The organism is Streptomyces sp. RLA012, assembly GCF_056270325.1.
The window spans coordinates 8,161,311-8,181,967 of record NZ_JBWDPA010000002.1 but is presented as its reverse complement, the minus strand read 5'-3'; the positions used below and the strand labels follow the sequence as shown (position 1 = coordinate 8,181,967).

Annotated in this window: 16 protein-coding genes and 2 pseudogenes; 12 read left to right on the top strand and 6 right to left on the bottom strand. The window is 69.5% G+C overall.

Annotated elements, in window-relative coordinates; all coding sequences use genetic code 11:
- The first annotated feature begins 17 nt into the window (after positions 1-17).
- The 4 genes from RV986_RS37535 to RV986_RS37520 all read left to right on the top strand — a co-directional run bounded on the left by RV986_RS37535 (position 18) and on the right by RV986_RS37520 (position 5,087).
- Positions 18-1,022, top strand: a complete 1,005-nt coding sequence (locus RV986_RS37535; RefSeq protein ID WP_475924575.1) for an SDR family oxidoreductase — start codon at positions 18-20, stop codon at positions 1,020-1,022.
- Positions 1,023-1,383: 361 nt separating this feature from the next.
- A complete protein-coding gene (locus RV986_RS37530; protein ID WP_475921627.1) occupies positions 1,384-2,655 on the top strand; it encodes a sensor histidine kinase in 1,272 nt (423 codons plus the stop codon).
- Positions 2,640-3,296 (top strand): response regulator transcription factor, encoded by a 657-nt coding sequence (locus RV986_RS37525; RefSeq protein WP_475921626.1) that lies wholly within the window; start codon positions 2,640-2,642, stop codon positions 3,294-3,296. Before RV986_RS37530 ends, RV986_RS37525 begins: the two co-directional genes overlap by 16 nt.
- 225 nt (positions 3,297-3,521) lie before the next feature.
- Entirely contained in the window at positions 3,522-5,087 is a 1,566-nt protein-coding gene (locus tag RV986_RS37520) for a DUF1996 domain-containing protein (protein ID WP_475921625.1), read from the top strand.
- Positions 5,088-5,201: 114 nt separating this feature from the next.
- Here the strand turns inward: RV986_RS37520 and RV986_RS37515 are convergent, their stop codons facing one another.
- A complete protein-coding gene (locus tag RV986_RS37515; RefSeq protein WP_475921624.1) occupies positions 5,202-5,684 on the bottom strand; it encodes a hypothetical protein in 483 nt (160 codons plus the stop codon).
- Between the two features lie 134 nt (positions 5,685-5,818).
- Here RV986_RS37515 and RV986_RS37510 point away from each other — a divergent pair, with 134 nt between their 5' ends.
- The 4 genes from RV986_RS37510 (at position 5,819) to RV986_RS37495 (ending at position 9,509) form a co-directional block, all read left to right on the top strand.
- Entirely contained in the window at positions 5,819-6,364 is a 546-nt protein-coding gene (locus RV986_RS37510) for a tetratricopeptide repeat protein (RefSeq protein ID WP_475924574.1), read from the top strand.
- Between the two features lie 49 nt (positions 6,365-6,413).
- A complete protein-coding gene (locus RV986_RS37505) occupies positions 6,414-8,330 on the top strand; it encodes a hypothetical protein (protein WP_475921623.1) in 1,917 nt (638 codons plus the stop codon).
- Between the two features lie 91 nt (positions 8,331-8,421).
- On the top strand, positions 8,422-8,751 hold the full coding sequence (locus RV986_RS37500; RefSeq protein WP_475921622.1) for a 2Fe-2S iron-sulfur cluster-binding protein: 330 nt from the start codon (positions 8,422-8,424) through the stop codon (positions 8,749-8,751).
- A 56-nt stretch (positions 8,752-8,807) separates the two neighbouring features.
- Positions 8,808-9,509 (top strand): TetR/AcrR family transcriptional regulator, encoded by a 702-nt coding sequence (locus RV986_RS37495; RefSeq protein ID WP_475921621.1) that lies wholly within the window; start codon positions 8,808-8,810, stop codon positions 9,507-9,509.
- 35 nt (positions 9,510-9,544) lie between these two features.
- On the opposite strand, the gene RV986_RS37490 is transcribed toward RV986_RS37495, so the two are convergent.
- The 3 genes and pseudogenes from RV986_RS37490 to RV986_RS37480 all read right to left on the bottom strand — a co-directional run.
- Positions 9,545-9,904, bottom strand: a complete 360-nt coding sequence (locus tag RV986_RS37490) for a 5-carboxymethyl-2-hydroxymuconate Delta-isomerase (RefSeq protein WP_475921620.1) — start codon at positions 9,902-9,904, stop codon at positions 9,545-9,547.
- 27 nt (positions 9,905-9,931) lie between these two features.
- Positions 9,932-11,551, bottom strand: a complete 1,620-nt coding sequence (locus tag RV986_RS37485) for a SpoIIE family protein phosphatase (protein WP_475921619.1) — start codon at positions 11,549-11,551, stop codon at positions 9,932-9,934.
- A 69-nt stretch (positions 11,552-11,620) separates the two neighbouring features.
- Positions 11,621-12,253: pseudogene (locus RV986_RS37480) on the bottom strand (alpha-1,6-glucosidase domain-containing protein); the annotation flags it as partial.
- On the opposite strand from RV986_RS37480, the gene RV986_RS37475 reads away from it, so the two are divergent.
- Together RV986_RS37475 and RV986_RS37470 are read left to right on the top strand one after the other, a co-directional pair.
- Positions 12,210-12,416, top strand: a complete 207-nt coding sequence (locus tag RV986_RS37475; protein ID WP_475924747.1) for a hypothetical protein — start codon at positions 12,210-12,212, stop codon at positions 12,414-12,416. The pseudogene RV986_RS37480 and the gene RV986_RS37475 overlap by 44 nt on opposite strands.
- Positions 12,417-12,521: 105 nt before the next feature.
- On the top strand, positions 12,522-14,555 hold the full coding sequence (locus RV986_RS37470; RefSeq protein WP_475921618.1) for a recombinase family protein: 2,034 nt from the start codon (positions 12,522-12,524) through the stop codon (positions 14,553-14,555).
- On the opposite strand, the pseudogene RV986_RS37465 reads toward RV986_RS37470, so the two are convergent.
- Positions 14,486-15,034, bottom strand: a pseudogene (locus tag RV986_RS37465) (hypothetical protein); the annotation flags it as partial. The gene RV986_RS37470 and the pseudogene RV986_RS37465 sit on opposite strands and share 70 nt — an antisense overlap.
- 169 nt (positions 15,035-15,203) lie before the next feature.
- Complete coding sequence (locus RV986_RS37460) at positions 15,204-17,255, bottom strand: carbohydrate-binding module family 20 domain-containing protein (RefSeq protein ID WP_475921617.1); 2,052 nt, start codon at positions 17,253-17,255, stop codon at positions 15,204-15,206.
- Between the two features lie 232 nt (positions 17,256-17,487).
- On the opposite strand from RV986_RS37460, the gene RV986_RS37455 reads away from it, so the two are divergent.
- Positions 17,488-18,870, top strand: coding sequence for an alpha-amylase (locus RV986_RS37455; protein ID WP_475921616.1), 1,383 nt, complete (start codon positions 17,488-17,490; stop codon positions 18,868-18,870).
- A gap of 285 nt (positions 18,871-19,155) precedes the next feature.
- Entirely contained in the window at positions 19,156-20,445 is a 1,290-nt protein-coding gene (locus tag RV986_RS37450; RefSeq protein ID WP_475921615.1) for an extracellular solute-binding protein, read from the top strand.
- The last annotated feature ends 212 nt before the right edge of the window (positions 20,446-20,657 follow it).

Here is a 20,657-nt window from a genome sequence, read left to right as displayed (position 1 = left end):
TCGTCCGTATGAGACCCATGAAACTGCTCATGCTGGGTGGTACGGCGTTCGCGGGGCGGGCCGTGGTGGAGGCGGCGCTCGGCCGTGGCTGGGAGGTGACCGTCTTCCACCGGGGCCGGCACGAACCCCCGCCCGGGGTACGGTCGTTGCGGGGCGACCGCACCGCTCCGGACGGCCTCGCGGCGCTCGTCGAGGCCTCCGCCGAGGGCGCGTGGGATGTCGTCGTCGACACCTGGTCGGCGGCGCCGCGGGCCGTCCGTGACACAGCGCGGCTGCTGGCCGGCCGGGCCGGGCGGTATGTGTACGTGTCGAGCTGTTCGGTCTACGCCTGGGCCCCGCCCGCCGACTACGCCGAGGACGCGCCGCTCGTCGAGGGCGCGTCCGCGGACGCGGAGGGGACCGACTACGCGCGGGACAAGCTGGGCGGCGAGCTGGCCGCCGTCGCCGCCTTCGGCACGGAGCGTTCGCTGCTCGTGCGGTCCGGGCTGATTCTCGGGCCCTACGAGAACATCGGCCGGCTGCCGTGGTGGCTGACCCGGATCGCACGCGGCGGGCCCGTGCTCGCGCCCGGGCCGCGTTCCCTTCCGCTCCAGTACGTCGATGTCCGTGACCTCGCGGAGTGGATCCTCGGGGCGGTGGAAGCGGGGGTGGGCGGGGCGTACAACCTGATCAGTCCCCAGGGGCATACGACGATGGGGGAGCTGCTCGACGCGTGTGTCCGGGTCACCGGGGCGCGGGCGGAGCTTCGGTGGACCGAGCCCTCCGTGATTCTCGATGCCGGGATTCAGCCGTGGACGCAGTTGCCGGTGTGGGTGCCGGTGGGGACGGAGATGCATGACGCGCTCCACCGTGCGGATGTTTCTCGTGCGGTGGGGGCGGAGCTGCGCTGTCGGTCCGTCTCGGAGACGGTCGCGGACACCTGGACCTGGCTGCGGGGCATCGGCGGAGCCGCCCCCCAGCGCTCCGACCGCCCGACGGTCGGCCTCCCCCCGGCCCTGGAGACGAAGGTACTCGCCGTATAGCGCCCCCTGTTCTCGCCCGCGCCGCCCCCACCCGTCCCATCCTCAACCTGGGGGGCGGCAGCCCCCAGACCCCCGCATCGGCCTGAACGGCCTCGTCCTCAAACGCCGGACGGGCTGAAAGATCCGGGCCTGCGCCCAAGGCTTTCAGGGGCGCGGGGAACTGCGCGACCGGCCCCCACCCACCCGCACCCGACAATCGCACTCGGGGGTCTGGGGGCGGCAGCCCCCAGGTACGGGATGGGACGGGTAGGGGCGGCGGGGGCGAAGGAAGCTGATCGGCGCCCGGGGTGCACCTGGTGCCACCCCCGCCGGGGGGGGTCGGCCCAGTGACCGGGTGGGGCGGGTCGGCGAGACTGGCGGTATGGAGACGTCGAGCAGCGGCATCCGGGCGCGAGGGCGGGACGTCCTCGTCGCCGGGGGACGAGGACTGGTACTGGCCGTCACGGGGTTCACGGGAGCGGTCACCCTCTTCGTACTCACCGTCGTGTCGATCCTCCTGATCCCTCTCGGCCCGGGCATCGTCACCACCCCCTGGGTCCTGACCGGCGTACGCGCCTTCGCGAACCGCCGCCGCATCGCCGCCGCCCGGTGGTGCGGGGTACGGATTCCGTCCACGTACAGAAGCCTGCCCCCGGACGCGAACTCCTGGACGCGGTGCTTGCGGATGCTGGGCGACCCGGCGACCTGGCGGGACATCGGCTGGCTGCCGCTCGACATGACCGCCGGATTCGTCACCGCCCTGCTGCCCGCCGCCCTGCTCCTCTACCCCCTGGAGGGCTTCGCGCTCGCGGCCGGCCTGTGGCGGGTCCACACGGACGGCACGCACGTGGGGTGGTGGTACGGATTCGTGCCGGTGTCGGGGCAGGGCTCCGCCCTCCTCGCCGGGGCGCCGGCCGCGGTGCTGCTCCTCGCCGCCTATCACCTCACCCCCACCCTCCTGCGCGCCCATTTCCTGCTCACCCGCGCCGCCCTCTCCCCCGGCACCGGCGAACTCGCCGAGCGCGTAGGCGTCCTCACCGAGACCCGCCGCGACGCCGTGGACAGCTCCGCCGCCGAACTCCGGCGCATCGAGCGGGACCTGCACGACGGGGCGCAGGCGCGGCTGATCGCCATGGGGATGGATCTGGGGACCGTCGAGATGCTCATCGACAAGGACCCGGCCAGGGCCCGACAGCTCCTCGCCCAGGCCCGCCGCTCCTCCGCCGACGCGCTCACCGAGCTGCGCGACCTCGTTCGGGGCATCCATCCTCCGGTGCTCGCCGAGCGCGGACTCGGCGACGCCGTCCGGGCGTTGGCCCTGCGGCTGCCCCTCGCGAGCGAGGTGGACGTCGGCATGGACGGCCGCGCCGACGCGCCCGTCGAGTCCGCCGCCTACTTCGCCGTCAGCGAGGTGCTGACCAACGCGGTCAAGCACTCCGGGGCCGGCCTCCTGCGGGTCGGCCTCCGGCACCGCGACGGATTGCTCCGTATCACCGTCACCGACGACGGGCAGGGCGGCGCCCGGATCGGCGCCGGCTCGGGGCTGGCCGGGGTCGAGCGGCGGCTCGGTACATTCGACGGCGTCCTGGCCGTCAGCAGCCCCGCGGGCGGTCCCACCGTGGTGACCATGGAGATCCCTTGCGCGTTGTCCTAGCCGAAGATCTGTTCCTGCTGCGCGACGGGCTGGTCCGGATGCTTGAGGCGTACGGCTTCGAGATCGCCGCGGCCGTCGAGAGCGGGCCCGAACTCACGTGGGCGCTGGCCGAGTTGGCGCCGGACGTCGCCGTGGTGGACGTACGGCTGCCGCCCTCGCACACGGACGAGGGGCTGCAGTGCGCGCTCCGGGCGCGCCGGGAGCGGCCGGGGTTGCCGGTGCTCGTGCTGTCCCAGCACGTGGAGCAGTTGTACGCGCGGGAGTTGCTCGCGGACGGCACGGGCGGGGTCGGCTATCTGCTCAAGGACCGGGTGTTCGACGCCGAGCAGTTCATCGATGCCGTGAGACGGGTCGCGGGGGGCGGGACCGCGATGGATCCGCACGTCATCCAGCAGCTGTTGTCCCGGCGTTCCCGCACCGACCAGCCGCTCGGGCGGCTCAGCCCGCGCGAGCTGGAGGTGCTCGAACTGATGGCGCAGGGACGGTCGAACGCCGCGATCGCGGCCCAACTCGTGGTCACAGAACGGGCGATCGCCAAGCACACCTCCAACATCTTCACCAAGCTGGGACTAGAGGTCTCCGACGATGACAACCGGCGCGTACTCGCCGTACTGGCGTATTTGGATCACGGCACCGACTGAGCCGGGAAGGCCCTCAAGGGGCGTTGAATATAGTTCAAACATTTTTTCGGAGATCAACTCCCCGAAAAACATGCGCTTCTGAGCCCATTGCGCCGGAAATGACCTCACGAACTTCTAAGATTCTCCGAGGTTTCTGAACACCTCACGCGTCACCCTCGTATTGATGGACGCCGCTTCACCCCTGTCGGGCGCCTCGCTGCCCCGCAAGGAAGTCAGAGGAGTTCCATGGGACGCAACACACGGAAACGACGTTCACCGCTGGCTGTTCGCGCGGTTGCCGCATCGGCGGCACTCGCGATCGGCGGGGGTGGACTGATCTGGGCCAATTTCTACGCCTCGGCGCATGAGACGAGCTCAAGTCCGAACACGACCAAGGCCGCCGCCGCTCAGGTGGCCACCATTTCCTGCCCCGACGTCGGTCAGCAGCTGACCAGCGTGCCGGACGCGGCCAAGAACACCGTCGCCGCAGACCTGGCGACCCTCGACAAGCAGGTCACCGAGGCGTACGCCCGGCTGGCCTCGACCCGTCAGGCTCAGACCAACGACGCGGGCTTCGTCCAGAACGCGATTCTCTCGCCGCTCAAGGACAAGCGGACCGCGGTCATCGGTCGGCTCAAGATCGACTTCAAGCGGGTCGGTGCCACCGCGCCGGGCTCGCTGGACGGTCTCGCCGCCTGCACCGGCGTCACCGCGAACGCCCAGACCACCGCCGGTGGCCAGAACAACGGCGGTCAGAACAACAACGGCCAGGGCCAGAACAACAACGGCCAGAACAACGGTGGTCAGAACAACGGCGGCCAGAACAACGGTGGCGGTGCGGCCAGCCCGGCTCCGAGCGCGAGCGCACCGGCCAACATCGGCGGTCAGGCCGGAAACGGTCCCGTCGCGGCCGACTTCGTCGACATCACGAAGGTCGCACCGAACGTCCTGGCGAAGCCGCAGAAGACCGGCCAGGCCTCGCGGGGTACGTTCACCACCCAGTGCGGTGTGAACGCGAACAAGAACTTCAACACCGACAACGTGATCGTGGCGCCCGGCGTGACCAACGGCGCGCACCACCTGCACGACTACGTCGGCAACCAGAAGGTCAACGCGTTCTCCAGCAACGACACGTTCCTGCAGGGCGGGACCAGCTGCCAGAACAAGAGCGACCTGTCGTCGTACTACTGGCCCGTGGTCCGTATCCAGAACGGCACGCAGGACTTCGACCAGAACGCGGACGGCGGTGGCAAGGAAGGCAACGTCGGCAAGATCCTGACGCCCGTACAGGCGCAGATCAAGTACGTCGGCAGCCCGGCCAGCAAGGTCGTCGCGATGCCGCAGTTCCTGCGCATCATCACCGGTGACGCCAAGACCACCACCAACGGTCTGGCGAACGCCAACGCGCACTGGAGCTGCACCGGCTTCGAGAACAAGGTCCAGCTGACGGAGCAGTACCCGATCTGCCCGCAGGGCAGCAACGTGGTCCGCACGTTCGCCTTCCAGAGCTGCTGGGACGGCCAGAACATCGACAGCGCCAACCACCGCACGCACGTGGCCTTCCCCGACCCCGCGAGCGGTGTCTGCGGCAACGGCTTCAAGGCGATCCCCGAGCTGACGATGCGCCTGGTCTACAAGATCGCGGCGCCGACTCTCCAGAACGGCGTGGTGAAGAACGCTTACGCGGTGGACGGCTTCCCGGAGCAGCTCCACAAGTCGGCGACCGACCACGACGACTTCATCAGCGTCACCACCGGTGGCCTGGCGAACAAGATCGCCAACTGCCTCAACACCGGCAAGCAGTGCAAGTAGTAGTCACTTCGTCGAAGGCAGTAACCGCTTCACCGAAGAGCTAGCACGGCACTGAGAAGGCCGGCGGTGGGATCTCCCGCCGCCGGCCTTCGCTTGTCCCCGGATCCTGCGCGGTCAGCCGCTGTGACCGGAGTGCGCGGTCTCGGTTCCCCCACCACCGCTACCCCCCGAGTGGTGCGAGACCCCCTCCTCCAAGGTCCCGCCGAGCTGGCCGCGCAGCGCCGTCACCACCTTCTGGTCGGCGACGGCGACCCACTTGGCGCCGACGAGGTAGAACCCCCCGTAGTCCTTCGCGTCGTTGATCCACTCGCGCTGGCCGCGGTCGGTGGCGAAGGTCGCGAGGACGAACTTGCCGTCGGTGTTCTTGCAGATCGCCTGGCGGATCTCGTCGGCGTCCGTCTGCAGGTCCGGCTTGCACTTCACCTCGGCCGCCAGATCCTCCAGACTGCCGGTCGCGGTGGCCGGGACCTGGTCGGCCGAGTCGCTCGTGGTCCCTCCCCCGCCACCCGACCCGCCGCAGCCGGTCAGCGCCAGCAGGGCCGCGGCGGCGACGACCGCCAGGCCGTGGCCGCTCAGCTTTTCGCGTGTCAACCTCATACGTTCCTCCGGTACCTGTCGGCGCCCACGCCGTCGAGAGCCCCGGCGAGGGCCCTGGCCTTCGATACGGTTCCGGCACGCCGAGTGCTCAATCGCCCCCGTAACGGACGGAAAGGCACCGTGTGGGAATGCCGATGCCGGAACGGGCACGCGTGTGCGAAGGTGTGGCCGTGACCGAAGACTGGGAAGAGCGTACGGCGACGGCCTGGGCCGCGTTCGACGGCTCCGAAGAAGCGACCGAGGCGGACGCGGCGGATTTCCGGGCGGTGATCGACGCGCTGGTCGCCGAACTGCCCGCGGACAGCCCCGTCGGCCCCTTCGAGCGGGCCTGCGCCTGGGACTCCACCGGCCACTCGGACCAGGCCGTACCGCTGTACCGGGAGGCCCTCGCCCGCGGCCTCGGCGGCTACCGCGGCCGCCGCACCAAGATCCAACTCTCCAGCTCGCTGCGGAACATCGGGCAGGCCGAGGAGGGCGTCAAGCTCCTCACCCCCGAACTTGACGCGCCCTCCGACGAGTTGGACGATGCCGTACGCGCCTGTCTCGCGCTCTGCCTCGCCGACCTCGGCCGCGAACTCGAGGGACTCTCCCTGGTGATCACCGCCCTGGCCCCCCATCTGCCGCGCTACCAGCGGTCAATGGCTACCTACGCCCGCCTCCTCGTCGAGCCCGAGGGCTGAGTCCACCGGGTGGAGGTGACCATCCACCGATTCGCTCGTTCTGCTGAACGTGCAGTCACAGGATGTAGCCCCGCCCTCCGCAGCCTCCGCAGGACCGGTCGTCGACGTCGAGCAGGCCGAGGCCGCTCTCGTCGAGCACTACCCGCGGCTCGTCCGGCTCGCCTATCTGGTGCTGCCGCCGAGCCTCGGCCGCAACCGACGGGTACTGACCGCGCACGCCCTCACCCAGCGCGCGCTGCCCCGCGGACGCACGACCTCCACCCTGATCCCGGCCCAGGCCACCGGCCGCGACGGCGACCCCGGCTACGCCCTCGTACGTCTGCAGGTCGTGCGTACGGCGCTGGAGGCGGGCCTGCCGCTGCGGCGCGCCGCGTGGCCCAAGCGGTCCCAACTGCCGCCGCTGCTGCCCCAGGTGTGGGGCCTCAGGCTCTTCCCGCGCTCGGGCGGCGCCGACGAACTCGCCCTGGACCAGCGGCTGTCGGCCCTGTCCGCCACCGCCCGCGCGGCGTACGTACTGCGCGGCCTGGAGAAGCTGCCCGACCCCGAGGTACGCAAGGTGCTGGCGGCGGCGGGCGTCGAGGACCCGGGAGCGGCGCTCACGGAGGCGGACGGCGTCGAGGCGCGGGACGCCCTGCTCCTCTCCCCCGAGTTCGACCCCTGCTCGCTGCACGCCCGGCCCACCGACCTGATGCGGCGCAGACAGCACATGAAGGCCGCGCTCGCCGCCGGCGCCGCGGCGGTCGTCTGCGGCACGCTGCTCGCCCTGCCCAGCGGCGGCTGGGGCCCCGACGGCGCCGCGGCACCCTCGTACGCGCAGAACCCGGCCGCGGCGGCCGCCCTCGACCCCGCGAAGGTGACCCGGGTCGCCCCGACCGCCTGGCGGTCCTCCGCCCGTACCGACTTCTCCGTGTGGCCCGCGCGCGGAAACCTCGCCGGGGACACCGCGCTGCTGCGCCGCGCGCTCGCCGTCTGGGCCAGGCCCGGCGAGTCCGTGCAGGTCTCGGCGACACCCGGCACCCCGGCGGGCGCCCCGGCCGGACCACCGCAGCTGCTGTACGCCGGTGATGTGGACCAGGCGCGCGTGGTGCTCTTCCACGACGGGCTGCGCATCGTCCGGTACGCCGAGCCGCGCGACGGCACGGGTGGCGCGGCCCTCGACTTCGCCCGGGCCGACGGCGCCACCGGGGCCGAGGCGACCGCACTGGTCCTGGACCGGGCCGACGGCAACGTCCGCTATCTGACCGCCCCCTGGGTGACCGAGGCCGCCCGGCGCGACCTGATGAAGCCGGCCACCGGCCCCACGCCCCTGACCCTCTCGGCCGGCGGCGTCACCGCCCCGCTGGCCGGGCCGCCCCAGACCGGCAGCTGCACCTCGTGGAACGCGATGGAGCTGACCGACGACTCGGGCCCGCATCTGCTGACCGACCTCGGCGAGCTGATCCCGGCCCATCTCACCTCGGGGCCTCCCTCCGCTCCCCACGAGGCCACCGGCCCGGCGGGCCTGGGGAACTGGGCGCCGTTCGGCTGCTCCCTGGCCGCCGTCCGCTCCCAGGGCGTACGGTCGGTGAACGCCTGGCAGTTCGCGCAGCAGCCGCTGCCCGACGCGAGCGGGACGGCGGCCTGGGTGTGCACACGGGCCGACACCTGGCGGGGTGACGGCACCCGGGTGCTGGCGCAGTTCCACACGCCGGGCGGGACCTACGGAGCGGTCGCGGCGAAGGCCGAGAACTCGCCCGCGTGCGGTGCCCGTGACCCGCATGTGCTGGCGGGCGTGCTGTGGAAGTCGGGCACGGGCGCCTGGTACCTCCTCGCGGCGGGCAGCAAGGACACCGCCTCGATCAGCACGACGGGCGGGGTGCGCGCGTCGGCGCGGGGCGCGCTGCTCGCCGTACGGACGAAGCAGGGGGCTCAGGCCGGGCTGAAGGGGACGCTGACGGACGGGCGGGCGGTCAACGGACTGCGCTAGCCGGTCCCCGGGCCGCCATGGCCGACCTTCGCGTCGACAAATGGCCGCACGGGGGTTCTCCCGAGCGCCTACCCGTCAGTACATTGACGGTATGTCTAACAAGCATGCCGCCCGGGTGCCCCGGCCGGTCGAGTCCGAGCGGATACCGCTCAAGGCGCGGAAGGTGTCCTTCTCCTGGGAGGACACTCCGCTGCACTGGGTGCCGGGGGATCCGTTCGCCGCGCACACCATCAACGTGCTGCATCTGCTGCTGCCGGCCGGGGAGCGCTGGTTCGTGCACGGGTGCGGGACCTGCCGACAGCGGGTGCTGGAAGGGGAGATCGAGCACCGGGACGAACTGCTCACCCCTGCGGAGCGTGGTGACTCGATGCTGATCTGTGTGTCGCGGGCGCGTGGTGGGCGCATCGTGTTGGACATGTGAACGACCATGGCCGGACCAGGCCGTTCAGGGCCGGATCCGATCGGTAAGGTGTTCTTATGACAACCGGGGTACGCCGCAGGATGGGCGTCGAGGAGCGACGACAGCAGTTGATCGGCGTCGCCCTCGACCTGTTCAGCCGACGCTCGCCCGACGAGGTCTCCATCGACGAGATAGCCTTGGCCGCGGGTATCTCGCGGCCGTTGGTCTACCACTACTTCCCCGGCAAACTCAGCCTGTACGAGGCGGCGTTGCAGCGCGCCGCGGACGATCTCGCGAGCCGGTTCGTGGAGCCGCCGGAGGGCTCGCTCGGATCACGGCTGCTGCGGGTCATGCGCCGGTTCTTCGACTTCGTGGACGACCACGGGCCCGGCTTCTCGGCGCTGATGCGCGGCGGCCCCGCGGTCGGCTCGTCCAAGACCAACGCGCTCGTCGACGCGGTACGGCAGGCCGCGTACGTGCAGATCCTCTCGCACCTGAACGTGGCGGACCCGCCCGCCCGTCTGGAGCTGGTGATCCGCTCATGGATCTCGCTCGTCGAGTCGACGGCGCTGATCTGGCTGGACGGGCGGCGCATTCCGCGCGGCGAGCTGGAGGTGCAGCTCGTGCACGACTTCGCGGCGCTGGCGGCCGTGAGCGCCGCGCACGACGAGGAACTCGGCGCGCTGCTGCGCGAGGCGCTCAAGGGCGAGCCGGGCGACGGGCCGTTCACCGACCTCGCCGTCCGGCTGATCGCACTGGCGTCGCCACCCGCCTCGTAGGCCCGGCGGCCGCAACTCCCCTGCTCCCCTACCCCCTACTCTTCGTACTTCCGGTACGAAGGGTCGAGGTCGCGCACCTCGGCGGACGCGTGCACCGTCGAGACCCCGTCGGTGGGCTCGATGTACTTGCGCAGCAGCTCCAGTACGGCCTCGGTGAGCTTGGCCTTGGTCTCGTCGGTGCGGCCCGGGAGCAGGCCGAGCGTGATGTGCACGATGGCGTGTCCGTCCTCCCCCGCCCCCACCACCTCGTCATCGGTGCACCGGAACCGCGTCTTACACGCCTCGATGCGCGCGGCCGCCGTCTCGACGACCACCGGGTGCAGCGCGAGCGCGAAACCGCGCAGGTCGAAGGCGTCGTCGAGCGAGTAGGAGTAGTCGACGGTGATCTGCGGCATGGGCACTCCTGTTCTAGGGTTTCCCGGTCACCCTAGCCGCAGCGCCAACAGTGCGATGTCGTCCTCGCGGTCGTGACCGAAGCAGTCGAGGAGCGTGTCGCACAGGGCGTCCAGTCCCGGCAGGGCGCCGGCGGCGGCCGCGCGGAGGTGCTCCATCGAAGCCGCGAGGTCGGTGCCCCGGGTCTCGATCAGGCCGTCGGTGACCATGAGGAGCCGGTCGGTGGGCTCCAGGAACAGCTCGGTGGGCGGCGGGTGGGACAGGCCCACACCGAGCAGCGGGCCGGCGGCCTTGGCGTAGTCGGCGCTGCCGGTGTCGTGGATGATCAGCGGCGGGATGTGGCCCCCGTTGGCGATGCGGGTGCGTCCGGTGGCGGGGTCGGTCAGGGCCAGGCAGACGGTGGCGGTGACGCCGGGGTGGTAGCGCTGGAGCATCCGGTCGAGGCGCTCGGCGAGCACGGCCGGGTCGCTCTCGTCGACACTGTAGGCGCGCAGCGCGTGCCTGATCTCGACCATGACGGTGGCCGCCTCCAGCGAGTGCCCGACGACGTCGCCGACCGCGGTGAGCGCGCCCTCGTCGGTGCGCAGGACCGCGTAGAAGTCGCCGCCGATCTCGGTCTCCCGGGACGCGGGCACATAGCGGACGGCGACGTCGAGGCCGGGCAGTTCGGGCAGCCGGTGCGGCTGGGGCAGGAAGCTGCGCTGGAGGGTGAGGGCGACGTGCCGTTCGACCTGGTACATGAGCAGCGGCTCGGCGGCGAGCGCGGTGGCCTCGGCGAGCCGGGCCAGCAGGGCCTCGTCCTCGGGGCTGACCCGGCGCACACCGCGGGTGGGGGTGGCGAGGCACACCGCGGCCCGGCCGTCCTGGATGGGGATCAGTGCCAGGCGGGCGTCGTGCTGCACACCCGGCCGGAAGAACCCGGCGGGCCACAGCGGTGCGGGCACCGTGGTGATCCGTACCCCGGTCTGCCCACGGGTGAGCCGCTGGAGCAGACCGGCCACGGCCCGGTGGGCGTCCTCGTCCGGCATCGCGAGCGAGGTGCGGTCCCGTGAGGTGGCGCGGTACAGCTCGTCGTCGGGGCCGAGGACGAAGACGGCGGCGGGAGCGCCGGTGAGCCGGGCGGCGCCGTCGGCGGCGGCATCGGCGAGTTCCTGCGGGGAGCGCGCCGTCTGGATGGCGACGATGGTCTCCGCGAGCCGCGTCAGCCGCCGTGCCGGCGCCTGGTCGTAGGCCCTGAGGCGCGCGGCGCGCACCGCGGCCCGGACCACGGCGTCGATCTCCGCGGGCTCGGCGGGCACCGTCAGATACGCCTCGCCGCCCGCCTGCAGCCCCCGGGACCGGTCGTCGGGGGTCGGGGCGGCCGTCGAGAAGTGCACGACGGGCAGGCCCGCCATGTGCGGCCGGGCCTTGAGCCGTCGGCACAGTTCGAAGCCGCTCATGTCCGGCAGGTCCACCTCGACGAGCGCCACGTCGGGCAGGGTGCCCTTGCGCAGCCGTACGTCGAGTTCGACGAGCGCCTCGGAGCCGGTGGCGACCGGGACGACCTGGTGACCGGCGCGGCGCAGCACGGCGCTCATGGCGTACCGCTCGGCCGCCACATCGTCCACGACCAGCACGGTCATATCGGTCCGCTTGCCGTTGACGTCCATGTGTCAGCCCTTACAGACGCCGGTGGGGCAGACCGGGTTCAAGGTCTGCCCCACCAAGGTAATGCCCTTTCAGGAGGTCCGGGAGAACACCGCCACCGTGCGTCCCGGAACGGCGAACGTGCCCGTCCTCGCTGCGTACGAGGAGGACTTGACGACGGGGTCCGCGCCGCTCGCCTGCACCGGGTGCAGCGCGTACGCCGTCCCGGCCAGGGCGCCGACCGTCTGCTCCTGCGCCTCGGGGGTCGCGTTGAGGACGACGACGAGGTCGCCGAGCTCCATCGTGATCACTCCGGGGGTCTCGTCCTTGCCGGACAGCGGGAAGGAGAGTTTCGACTGCACCTGTCCGGCCGTGGACAGGGAGAAGACGCTCTCGGTCGTACGGATCCGCTGCAGGTCCTGGTACGCCGCCGAACTGCCCTCGATCTGCGGGCACCCCACCTCGACGGTGCTCAACAGGGGTGTGGCGTACGGCCACTTGGATGCGTTGTCGGCCGCCATCGGCAGCCCGCGGCAGAAGCCGTTGCCGTCCCGGCAGTCCCAGTGGATGGCGTTGAACCAGTCGCCGCTGTCGAACGAGTTGCGGTCCAGGGACTTGGAGCGCAGCAGGTCGGAGCCCGCCTGGGAGAGCGAGGGCCCCTGCGAGAGGGTGGCCGTCGCCATGGCCAGCACCTGCATCCGTGCCCGGTCGGCGGCGCCGGTGGTGGCCACGGCCACCCGGCCGCACACCACACTCACCCCGAAGATCACCTGGGAGATCCGCACCGGCCCAGCCAACCCCGTCGACTACCGCAGGCTCCTGGGGATCCTTTGCTCCCCCGACACCGAGACCGTCGCACTCAACGGCCTTCGCATCCGGGTCGCCTGACGGCCTGGTACATCGGAAGTTAAGATCGCCCAAAATGCGACGACCCCGGCAGCAGTTTCTGAGGCGGCTGCCGGGGTCGTACTGGCCGATCGTGAAGGGATCGACATGCCGCAGCTTACTGCGCCCCCGTCCTTCCAGATGTCCCGCATCGAGTCCCTGGTGAAGCGCGTAGCTCTGTACGCCCGCGTCTCCACCAAGGAGCAGATGCTCGGCTACAGCATGGAATGCCAGGAGGAAGAGGGCCTGGCGCATATCGACAACAACCCCTACCTCACCCTCTTCAAGGTCTACCGCGACCCCGGAATCTCCGGCACCAAGTCCAGCCGCCCAGACCTCAACGCCCTGCGTGAAGACATCCGCAGCGGCTTCGTTGACGTCGTCCTCGTCACGGCCATCGACCGCATCGGCCGCTCCCAGCGCGTCCTCATTCCCTGGTTCTGGATGCTGGAGGAGGCAGGCGTCGCCACCATCTCCCTGACCCAGAACATCGACACCACCACGTCGAACGGCAAGTTCGCCCTGTCCATGTTCATCGCCATGGCCCAGGCCGAGTGGAACGCCATCTGCGAGCGCACCGTCGGCGGCCTCAACGCCAAGGCCAAGGCAGGCGGCTGGGTCTGCGGCACCCCGCCCTACGGCTACACCCTCGAAGGCCGAGGCTCGCGCGGCCGCTCCCGCATCGTCCCCTGCCAGCCCGAGGTCAAGGTCCTACTCAAGGCCGTCGACTACCTCCTCATCAAGGGCTACTCCCCCAATCGTGCCGCCCAGGTGCTCAACACCGACGGCTACCTCACCCGCAGCGGCGTGCCGTGGACCGGCGCCAACCTCAAGCTACGGATCCTCGGCATCCTCGACGAGTACGTGACCTTTCGAAACGTCGAGGTCAACAAGGGCACCCCCGTCCGCATCGGCCCCGACGGCCGGCCGAAGCTCGGCCCCACCCAGAAGATCCCGCTGCCCGCGATCCTCCCCCAGACAATCCGTCACAACCTGCGCGAGTACTTCTCCACCCGCACCCGCCCCGCCGGAAACCGCGAGCACCTGTACATCCTCACGGGCCGCATCACGGGCACCTGCAAAGGCCACTACCGGGGCCGTCGCCGGTTCATCACGGGAACGTGGATGTACGAATGCGAGGGCCACGGAGAGACGAAGAGCAACAAGGGCTGCAAGGCCATCCGCGCCGAGCTGATCGAGAACTACGTCTGGGACGGTGTCGTCGGAATCCTCAGTGACCGCGCGATGCTGGAAAAGGCCGCCGATGACTGGATCGGCACGCTGCCCGTCAACGGCGACGACTACCGCTCGCGCATCACGGAGCTGGACAAGAAGCTGGCGGAGATCGAACGTATCCGCACCACGCAGCTCGTGCAGTACGCCACGATGGGAATTGACCCCCAGGTGGTGAAGGCCGCCCAGGACGAATTCGACCGCCAGACGAAGGAACTCCAGTCGCAGCGCACCGTGGCACAGACGCTGCTTTCGGAGCTGGAGGCCGCGCTGGACCGGCGCACACAGATTGTGTCGCTGGCCGAGGTTTCCCCGGACCAGCTAATGCACCTCGCCCCGCACATTCAGGCGCAGGTGATCGCAATGCTCGACCTCCAGATCCAGATCACCGCCGACCCGAAGAACGTGCGCCTGGCTCACCCGTGCAAGATCGAGGCGTTCTTCCGGGACAACGAGAAGCTGGTGCCGGACACGCTGACGAATGAGCAGTGGGCGATGCTGTCGACCACCATTTCGGAGCTGTCGCCGAAGAACCGCAAGGTGTCCCTGCGGCTGGTCATGGATGCGGGCTTCCACAAGGTCCGCGAGAACCTGCGCTGGAAGCAACTCCCAGCCTCCTACGGGCAGGAGATGTCTCTACGCGCCATCTGGCTCAAGTGGATGAAGACGGACCTCCTGGAGCGCGTCATTGCGGCCCTGGGCGAGTACGAGGGAACCCCGGTGGAAGACCGCGAACTGCCTGAGATGCGGATCACCGGGGTTCTGGAGGGGACGCTGGCCTCGATGGTGGGTCAGACGGAAGTCAACGACGTGCTTACCGGCAGCGAAACAGCCACCCCGGTGGCCGTGTTGGCGCAGCAGGTGAGGGTAGAGGTGGCGACGGACCCGTCGGCGAGCAGCCGCTGGTAGTAGCCGGGCACGACCCGGTCGAGCACGCTCGTGTCCGCCTGGCCGCTGGCCGCGGTGTGGTTGTAGACGACGTCCATGACGACCCGCAGACCGTCCCCGTTCAGCGACTTGACCATCTCCCGGAACTCGACCCGGCCGGTGCCGTCCGGGTCGGTCGCGTACGAGCCCCGCGGAACCGCGTAGTGGTAGGGGTCGTAGCCGGTGGCGAGGCGCGAACCGGTCAGCCCGCCCCGGTCGTTGGACGTGTCGCCGTTGGCGAAACGATCCGGCATCACGAAGTAGAACTGCTCGCGCGTGTCGTCGTGCCGGGCCGGCGCGGCGGCGAGCTTCGCGTCCGAGGGCGGCGCGGGCGGGGTCTCCGCTCGCGCCGCGATCGGCTGAAGGAACGCTGCCGCGAGGGCCGCGACGGCGACGGCCGCGATTCTTCGCTGGGGCGGGGTGCGGCGGCGCGCCCCGGGCGCCGGCCATCTCGGTATCAGGGCCACAGGTGTGAACTCCTAGTGAATACGGCTCAATACGGCCACGGCTCGAACAGCTCGTCTGGACCGGCTTCACGCCGAGACACGGCCTCGATGCCGGGCGACCGGCGCGACGGTATCGCCCACGCAAGGCTTACAGCAAGAGTCTTGAAACTCTGAGCAAGAACTTTCAGCGCCAGGTGTCGCTGACGCTGTAGCCCGCTCCCGAACCGGTGCTGTAGGAACGGTTGCTGCCGGACTCCCACGTCACGTTTCCGGAGGAGTCCTTCTTGACGTACTTGTACGCGAACGACGTCGACTTGGGCACGATGACCAGCCGGCCCCAGTACGGGTACGACGCCGAGGACAGCGGGATGGCGTCGGCGGTGTTCCAGGAGCCGAGGGAGGGGATGGAGCCGACGACGTACACGTTGGTGCCGTAGTCGGTGGTGGCGTTCACTCCGAAGGTCACGTCTGTGGCGTCGGCACTGGCCACGTTCCAGGAGTTGTTGACCTCGACCGTCGAAGTACCGGTGGTGAGTGTCCTGTTGGCGTTGGACTCCCAGGTGACGTTCCCGGACGAATCTCGCTTGATGAACTTGTATTCGATGCTCGTGCTCGCCGGCACCGAGACGTCGGCCTTCCAGACGGGGTAGCCCGACGACGACAGCTTCACCGCGTTCGCCGTGTTCCAGCTGCCCAGCGCGGCGACCGAACCGACCACGTACACATCGGTGCCGGTGGTGGTCGACGCGTACTCGTTGAAGGTCGCGGTGACGCTGGTGGAACCACCACCCCCGCTGTCTCCGCCGCAGTTCACCGTGCAGATGTAGTTCGGGTCGTAGAAGGCGACCGCCGACTTCGCGGGCACGGTCAGGGAGGCCCTGCCGCCCGTGACCGTGACGGTGGTCGCGCCACCGTCGATCACGTTCGGGTAGCTGCCGTCGGCCAGGCCCGTCGTGTACGTGTACGTGCTGGCGCCTGAGCTGTTGTTGATGGCGACGAAGCCCGCGCCACCCCTGCCGAAGCCGATGACGTTCGAGGACGGGGACTGCCAGTTGGCGACCGCGTAGCCGCTCGCCGCGTTGTGCCAGCCGATCATGCCGGAGACCGCGGTGTTGCGGTCGAGGCAGTACCAGCCGCTCGCGCAGTTGGTGTCGGTGACGAAACCGGCGGAGTTCGGCGGGGCCTCGTCGCTCTGGCTGAAGATCCAACCGGAGTAGACGGACGGGCGCCCGTAACCGCGCGCCAACTGGAAGACGTTGGCGAGGACCGCGGTGTCGCCGTCCTTGTAGCTGAGCGAGTACCCGTTGCGCTCGGTATCGTGGTTGGTGACGAAGGTGTTGGAGTTCACCTCGGCCGTGAGGCCCCAACTACTGCCGAAACTGGACAGGTTGGCGATGTCGCCCTGGAACTGGGACTTCGTCTGCGCGGCGAAGGTGAAGTCGAGGACGTCACCGGTGCCGTAGTACTCGTCCTGCGCGGGCGGGGTGCCGGGGTAGATCTCCTGGGTGATGTACGGCGCCGCGCCCGAGGTCGTGGTGTGCAGTCCGGCGACGACGGCGCTCAGGTCGGCGGCGTCGATGTGCTTGGCCGCGTCGACACGGAAGCCGTCGACACCCAGGTCGATCTGCTGGTTGAGGAAGCCGATGATCTTCGCGCGGACGCCGCTCTCCGCGGTGTCCAGGTCGGGCAGGCCGAGCAGTTCGCAGTGCTGGACCTCGTACCGGTCGGACCAGTTGGAGATGGTCTTCGTGCAGTCGTCGCTGTCGGCGGGGTCGTAGTCGGGGGTGTCGTACTTGTTGGTGACGACCGTGCCGTTGTAGCCGATGCCGGTCTGGGCGGCGGTGTGGTTGATCACGGCGTCCGTGTAGACCTTGATGCCGGCCGCGTGACACGTGTCGACCATGGTCTTGAACTGGGCCGCGGTGCCGAAGCGGCTGTTCAGGTTGTAGGCGTAGGGCTGGTAGACGTCCCACCAGTAGTAGTTCGCCTGCTTCAACGACTCCGCGGGCGGGGCGACCTGGACCGCCCCGTAGCCCGCCGGATCGAGGACGTCGGTGCACTCGGAGGCGACCGACTTCCAGTTCCACTCCCACAGGTTGGCGATCACGTCGCCGTTGGGGATGCCGGTGTCGGAGACGGCGGCGTGGGCGGCCGGGGCGGGCAGAACGGCGGCCCCGCCGAGGGCCAGCAATCCGGCCGCGGCCAGAGGTAACGCTCGGGATCTGATCCAGCGCATGACGGCAACTCCTTGCGGGGGACGGAGGTGCGGGGATGCGGCCAACTGGACTGCTGGGGAAGCAAGTTGACCGCGGTGCGAGAGTGGGCGCGGTCAAGGGGCCCCGTCAATACACGCGTTGGAAGTTCTTTCGACATCTTGCTGAAACCCGAACCAACGGATAACTTCCGATCCCCCCACCCGCACGACGAAGTGCAGGAGCACCCACATGGCGAGAAACATCGCAAGAAACGTGGCAGGGAAAACACTTGCCGCCTCGTTCGCCCTCGCGGCGGGCCTGGCGGTCTCGGTGACCCTCCCCCCGGGTGTCGCGGCGGCTTCCCCGCCGGGCACGAAGGACGTCACCGCCGTTCTGTTCGAGTGGAAGTTCGACTCGGTAGCCAGGGAATGCACCAACACGCTGGGCCCGGCCGGCTACGGCTACGTCCAGGTCTCGCCACCCGCCGAGCACATACAGGGCTCGCAGTGGTGGACCTCGTACCAGCCCGTGAGTTACAGGATCGCCGGGCGGCTCGGTGACGCGACCGCCTTCCAGAACATGATCAACACCTGTCACGCGGCCGGCGTGAAGGTCGTGGCGGACACGGTCGTCAACCACATGTCGGCGGGTTCCGGCACCGGTACCGGCGGCTCTTCGTACACGAAGTACGACTACCCGGGCCTGTACTCCTCGTACGACATGGACGACTGCACGGCGACGATCGGCGACTACACCAACCGCACCAACGTCCAGAACTGCGAGCTCGTCGGGCTCGCCGACCTCGACACCGGCGAGGAGTACGTCCGCGGGACCATCGCCGGCTACATGAACAGCCTGCTCGGGTACGGCGTGGACGGCTTCCGCATCGACGCGGCCAAGCACATCCCGGCGGCCGACCTCGCCAACATCAAGTCGCGGCTGACCAATCCGTCGGTGTACTGGAAACAGGAGGTCATCTACGGCGCCGGGGAGGCGGTCCAGCCGACCGAGTACACCGGCAACGGCGACGTGCAGGAGTTCCGGTACGCCTACGACCTCAAGCGGGTCTTCAACAACGAGAACCTCGCCTATCTGAAGAACTACGGCGAGGGCTGGGGCTATATGAGCAGCTCCGTCGCGGGCGTGTTCGTCGACAACCACGACACCGAGCGCAACGGGTCCACCCTGAACTACAAGGACGGGGCGAACTACACCCTCGCCAACGTCTTCATGCTCGCCCACCCGTACGGCGCCCCGGACATCAACTCCGGCTACGAGTGGTCGGACGTGGACGCCGGCCCGCCCAACGGCGGCACGGTCAACACCTGCTGGCAGGACGGCTGGAAGTGCCAGCACGCCTGGCCGGAGATCAAGTCGATGGTCGCCTTCCGCAACGCCACCCGCGGCCAGTCGGTCACCGACTGGTGGGACGACGGCAACGACGCGATCGCCTTCGGCCGCGGCAGCAAGGGGTACGTGGCCATCAACCACGAGTCGGGCTCGCTGACCCGGACCTACCAGACATCCCTCGCGGCGGGGACGTACTGCAACGTCCAGAACAACACCGGCGTGACGGTGAACAGCTCCGGACAGTTCACCGCGACCCTGGGCGCGAACACGGCGCTGGCGCTCTACGCGGGCAAGACCAGCTGCTGAGGGGCCTCCGCGAACCGTACGGAAGGCCGCGCGGAAGCCCGTACCGAAAGTGCCGTATCGGACATACCCGATACGGCGCTTTCCCCTTTGTGGCCCCTTTGCGACACCTGGCGGTAACGGGAACGTCACGCTTGAAGGATCTTGCGGAAATTTCCTTGCAACGTCTTTCGCAAGGACTTGCAGCCCTGTTAGCTTCCTCCCCAGCCCGGCGGCCGTCGATGGGACAGACGGTACCCGCGGTCCTCCCAAGGGAAGATCAGGGCAAACCCTCTTCTAGGAGTTCATATGCGACGTGGCATATCGATCGCCGCCGCGGTGACCGTCATCGCGCTCACCGCGACCGCCTGCGGTGGTTCCGACGGCAACTCGTCGAGCAAGCCCAAGGCCGTCAAGGACATTTCCGGGACGATCACGTACTGGGACACATCGGACGCGGCGACCGAAGCCCCGACGTACAAGGCGCTCATCGAGAAGTTCGAGGCCGCGTACCCGAAGATCAAGGTGAACTACCAGAGCGTCCCGTTCGGCGACGTCGAGCAGAAGTTCAAGTCGGCGGCGAAGAGCGGCAAGGGCGCCCCGGACGTCGTCCGCACCGACGTCGGCCTGATGGCCGAGTACGCCTCGCTCGGTTACATCGCCCCGCTCGACGGCACGATCGCGCTGAAGGACACCTCGGACTTCAGCTCGGGACCGCTGAACACCGCCAAGTACAACGGCAAGACGTACGGCGTCCCCTCGGTCACCGACACCCTCGGTCTGCTCTACAACAAGGACCTCCTGAAGAAGGCCGGCATCGCCCAGCCGCCGACCACCTGGGACGAGTTCATCGCCGACTCGAAGACCATCAAGAAGAAGACCGGGGCGTACGGCACCTACCTCAACCCCGACTCCTACTTCCTGCTCCCGCTGCTCTACAGCAACAACGCGGACATGGCCGACACCTCGGCCAAGAAGATCACCATCTCCGACGCCAACGCCGTCACCGCGATCACCACGGCGAAGAAGATCCAGGACGAGGCGTCGATGAAGATCGACTTCGCGAACGCATACCAGAACATGCAGACGGCCTTCAAGACCGGCAAGGTCGCCATGCTGGTCCAGGGCCCCTGGTCGGTCAGCGACGACCTGACCGGCAGCGCCTTCAAGGGCAAGGAGGCCAACCTCGGCTACGCGCCCGTCCCGGCCGGCACCGGCGGCAAGGCGCAGGCCCCGACCGGCGGTCACAACCTCGCCGTCTACCAGGGCTCCAAGAACCTGGACGCCGGGTACCTCTTCACCCAGTTCATGACCTCGACCGACAGCCAGATCGAGATCGCCAAGGGCACCGGCACGCTGCCGACCCGCACCTCCGCGTACACGTCCGAGGTCACCGCGGACGCCAAGATCGCCGGCTTCAAGCCGATCCTGGAGCAGACCGCCCGCCCGCGCGTCGCGCTGCCGCAGGTCGGCTCGCTCTTCACGCCGCTCGCGCAGAACTACGTGAAGATCCTGCAGGGCGGCGAGGACGTCAAGGCCGGTCTCGACACCACCGCCAAGGAGTTCCAGAAGCTCCTGCCCGGCTACTCCATCGGCTGATCCGGCGGCCCCGGCCGACCTGACCGGTAACCGAAGAACGCGCAGCCCCGGGGAACACTTTCCCCGCTGCCGCCCCGAACGGGGCTCCCCGGGGCTGCGGATCCTTCCGAGAACCACCAGGAGCCGTACGAAGCTCCCGTCGGGAGCCGTCCGAACTCCCCGCCAGGCGCCGCTCGACTCCGACCAGGAGCCGTGCACGCTCCCCCCAGACT

Coding starts and splice junctions, on each gene's coding strand:
- RV986_RS37520 (WP_475921625.1), top strand. CDS start 3,522: ATGGGACGCAACACACGGAAACGACGTTCACCGCTGGCTGTTCGCGCG.
- RV986_RS37515 (WP_475921624.1), bottom strand. CDS start 5,684: ATGAGGTTGACACGCGAAAAGCTGAGCGGCCACGGCCTGGCGGTCGTC.
- RV986_RS37495 (WP_475921621.1), top strand. CDS start 8,808: ATGACAACCGGGGTACGCCGCAGGATGGGCGTCGAGGAGCGACGACAG.
- RV986_RS37490 (WP_475921620.1), bottom strand. CDS start 9,904: ATGCCGCAGATCACCGTCGACTACTCCTACTCGCTCGACGACGCCTTC.
- RV986_RS37475 (WP_475924747.1), top strand. CDS start 12,210: ATGGCCAGCACCTGCATCCGTGCCCGGTCGGCGGCGCCGGTGGTGGCC.
- RV986_RS37460 (WP_475921617.1), bottom strand. CDS start 17,255: ATGCGCTGGATCAGATCCCGAGCGTTACCTCTGGCCGCGGCCGGATTG.
- RV986_RS37450 (WP_475921615.1), top strand. CDS start 19,156: ATGCGACGTGGCATATCGATCGCCGCCGCGGTGACCGTCATCGCGCTC.
- RV986_RS37510 (WP_475924574.1), top strand. CDS start 5,819: ATGCCGGAACGGGCACGCGTGTGCGAAGGTGTGGCCGTGACCGAAGAC.
- RV986_RS37530 (WP_475921627.1), top strand. CDS start 1,384: ATGGAGACGTCGAGCAGCGGCATCCGGGCGCGAGGGCGGGACGTCCTC.
- RV986_RS37535 (WP_475924575.1), top strand. CDS start 18: ATGAAACTGCTCATGCTGGGTGGTACGGCGTTCGCGGGGCGGGCCGTG.
- RV986_RS37500 (WP_475921622.1), top strand. CDS start 8,422: ATGTCTAACAAGCATGCCGCCCGGGTGCCCCGGCCGGTCGAGTCCGAG.
- RV986_RS37470 (WP_475921618.1), top strand. CDS start 12,522: ATGCCGCAGCTTACTGCGCCCCCGTCCTTCCAGATGTCCCGCATCGAG.
- RV986_RS37485 (WP_475921619.1), bottom strand. CDS start 11,551: ATGGACGTCAACGGCAAGCGGACCGATATGACCGTGCTGGTCGTGGAC.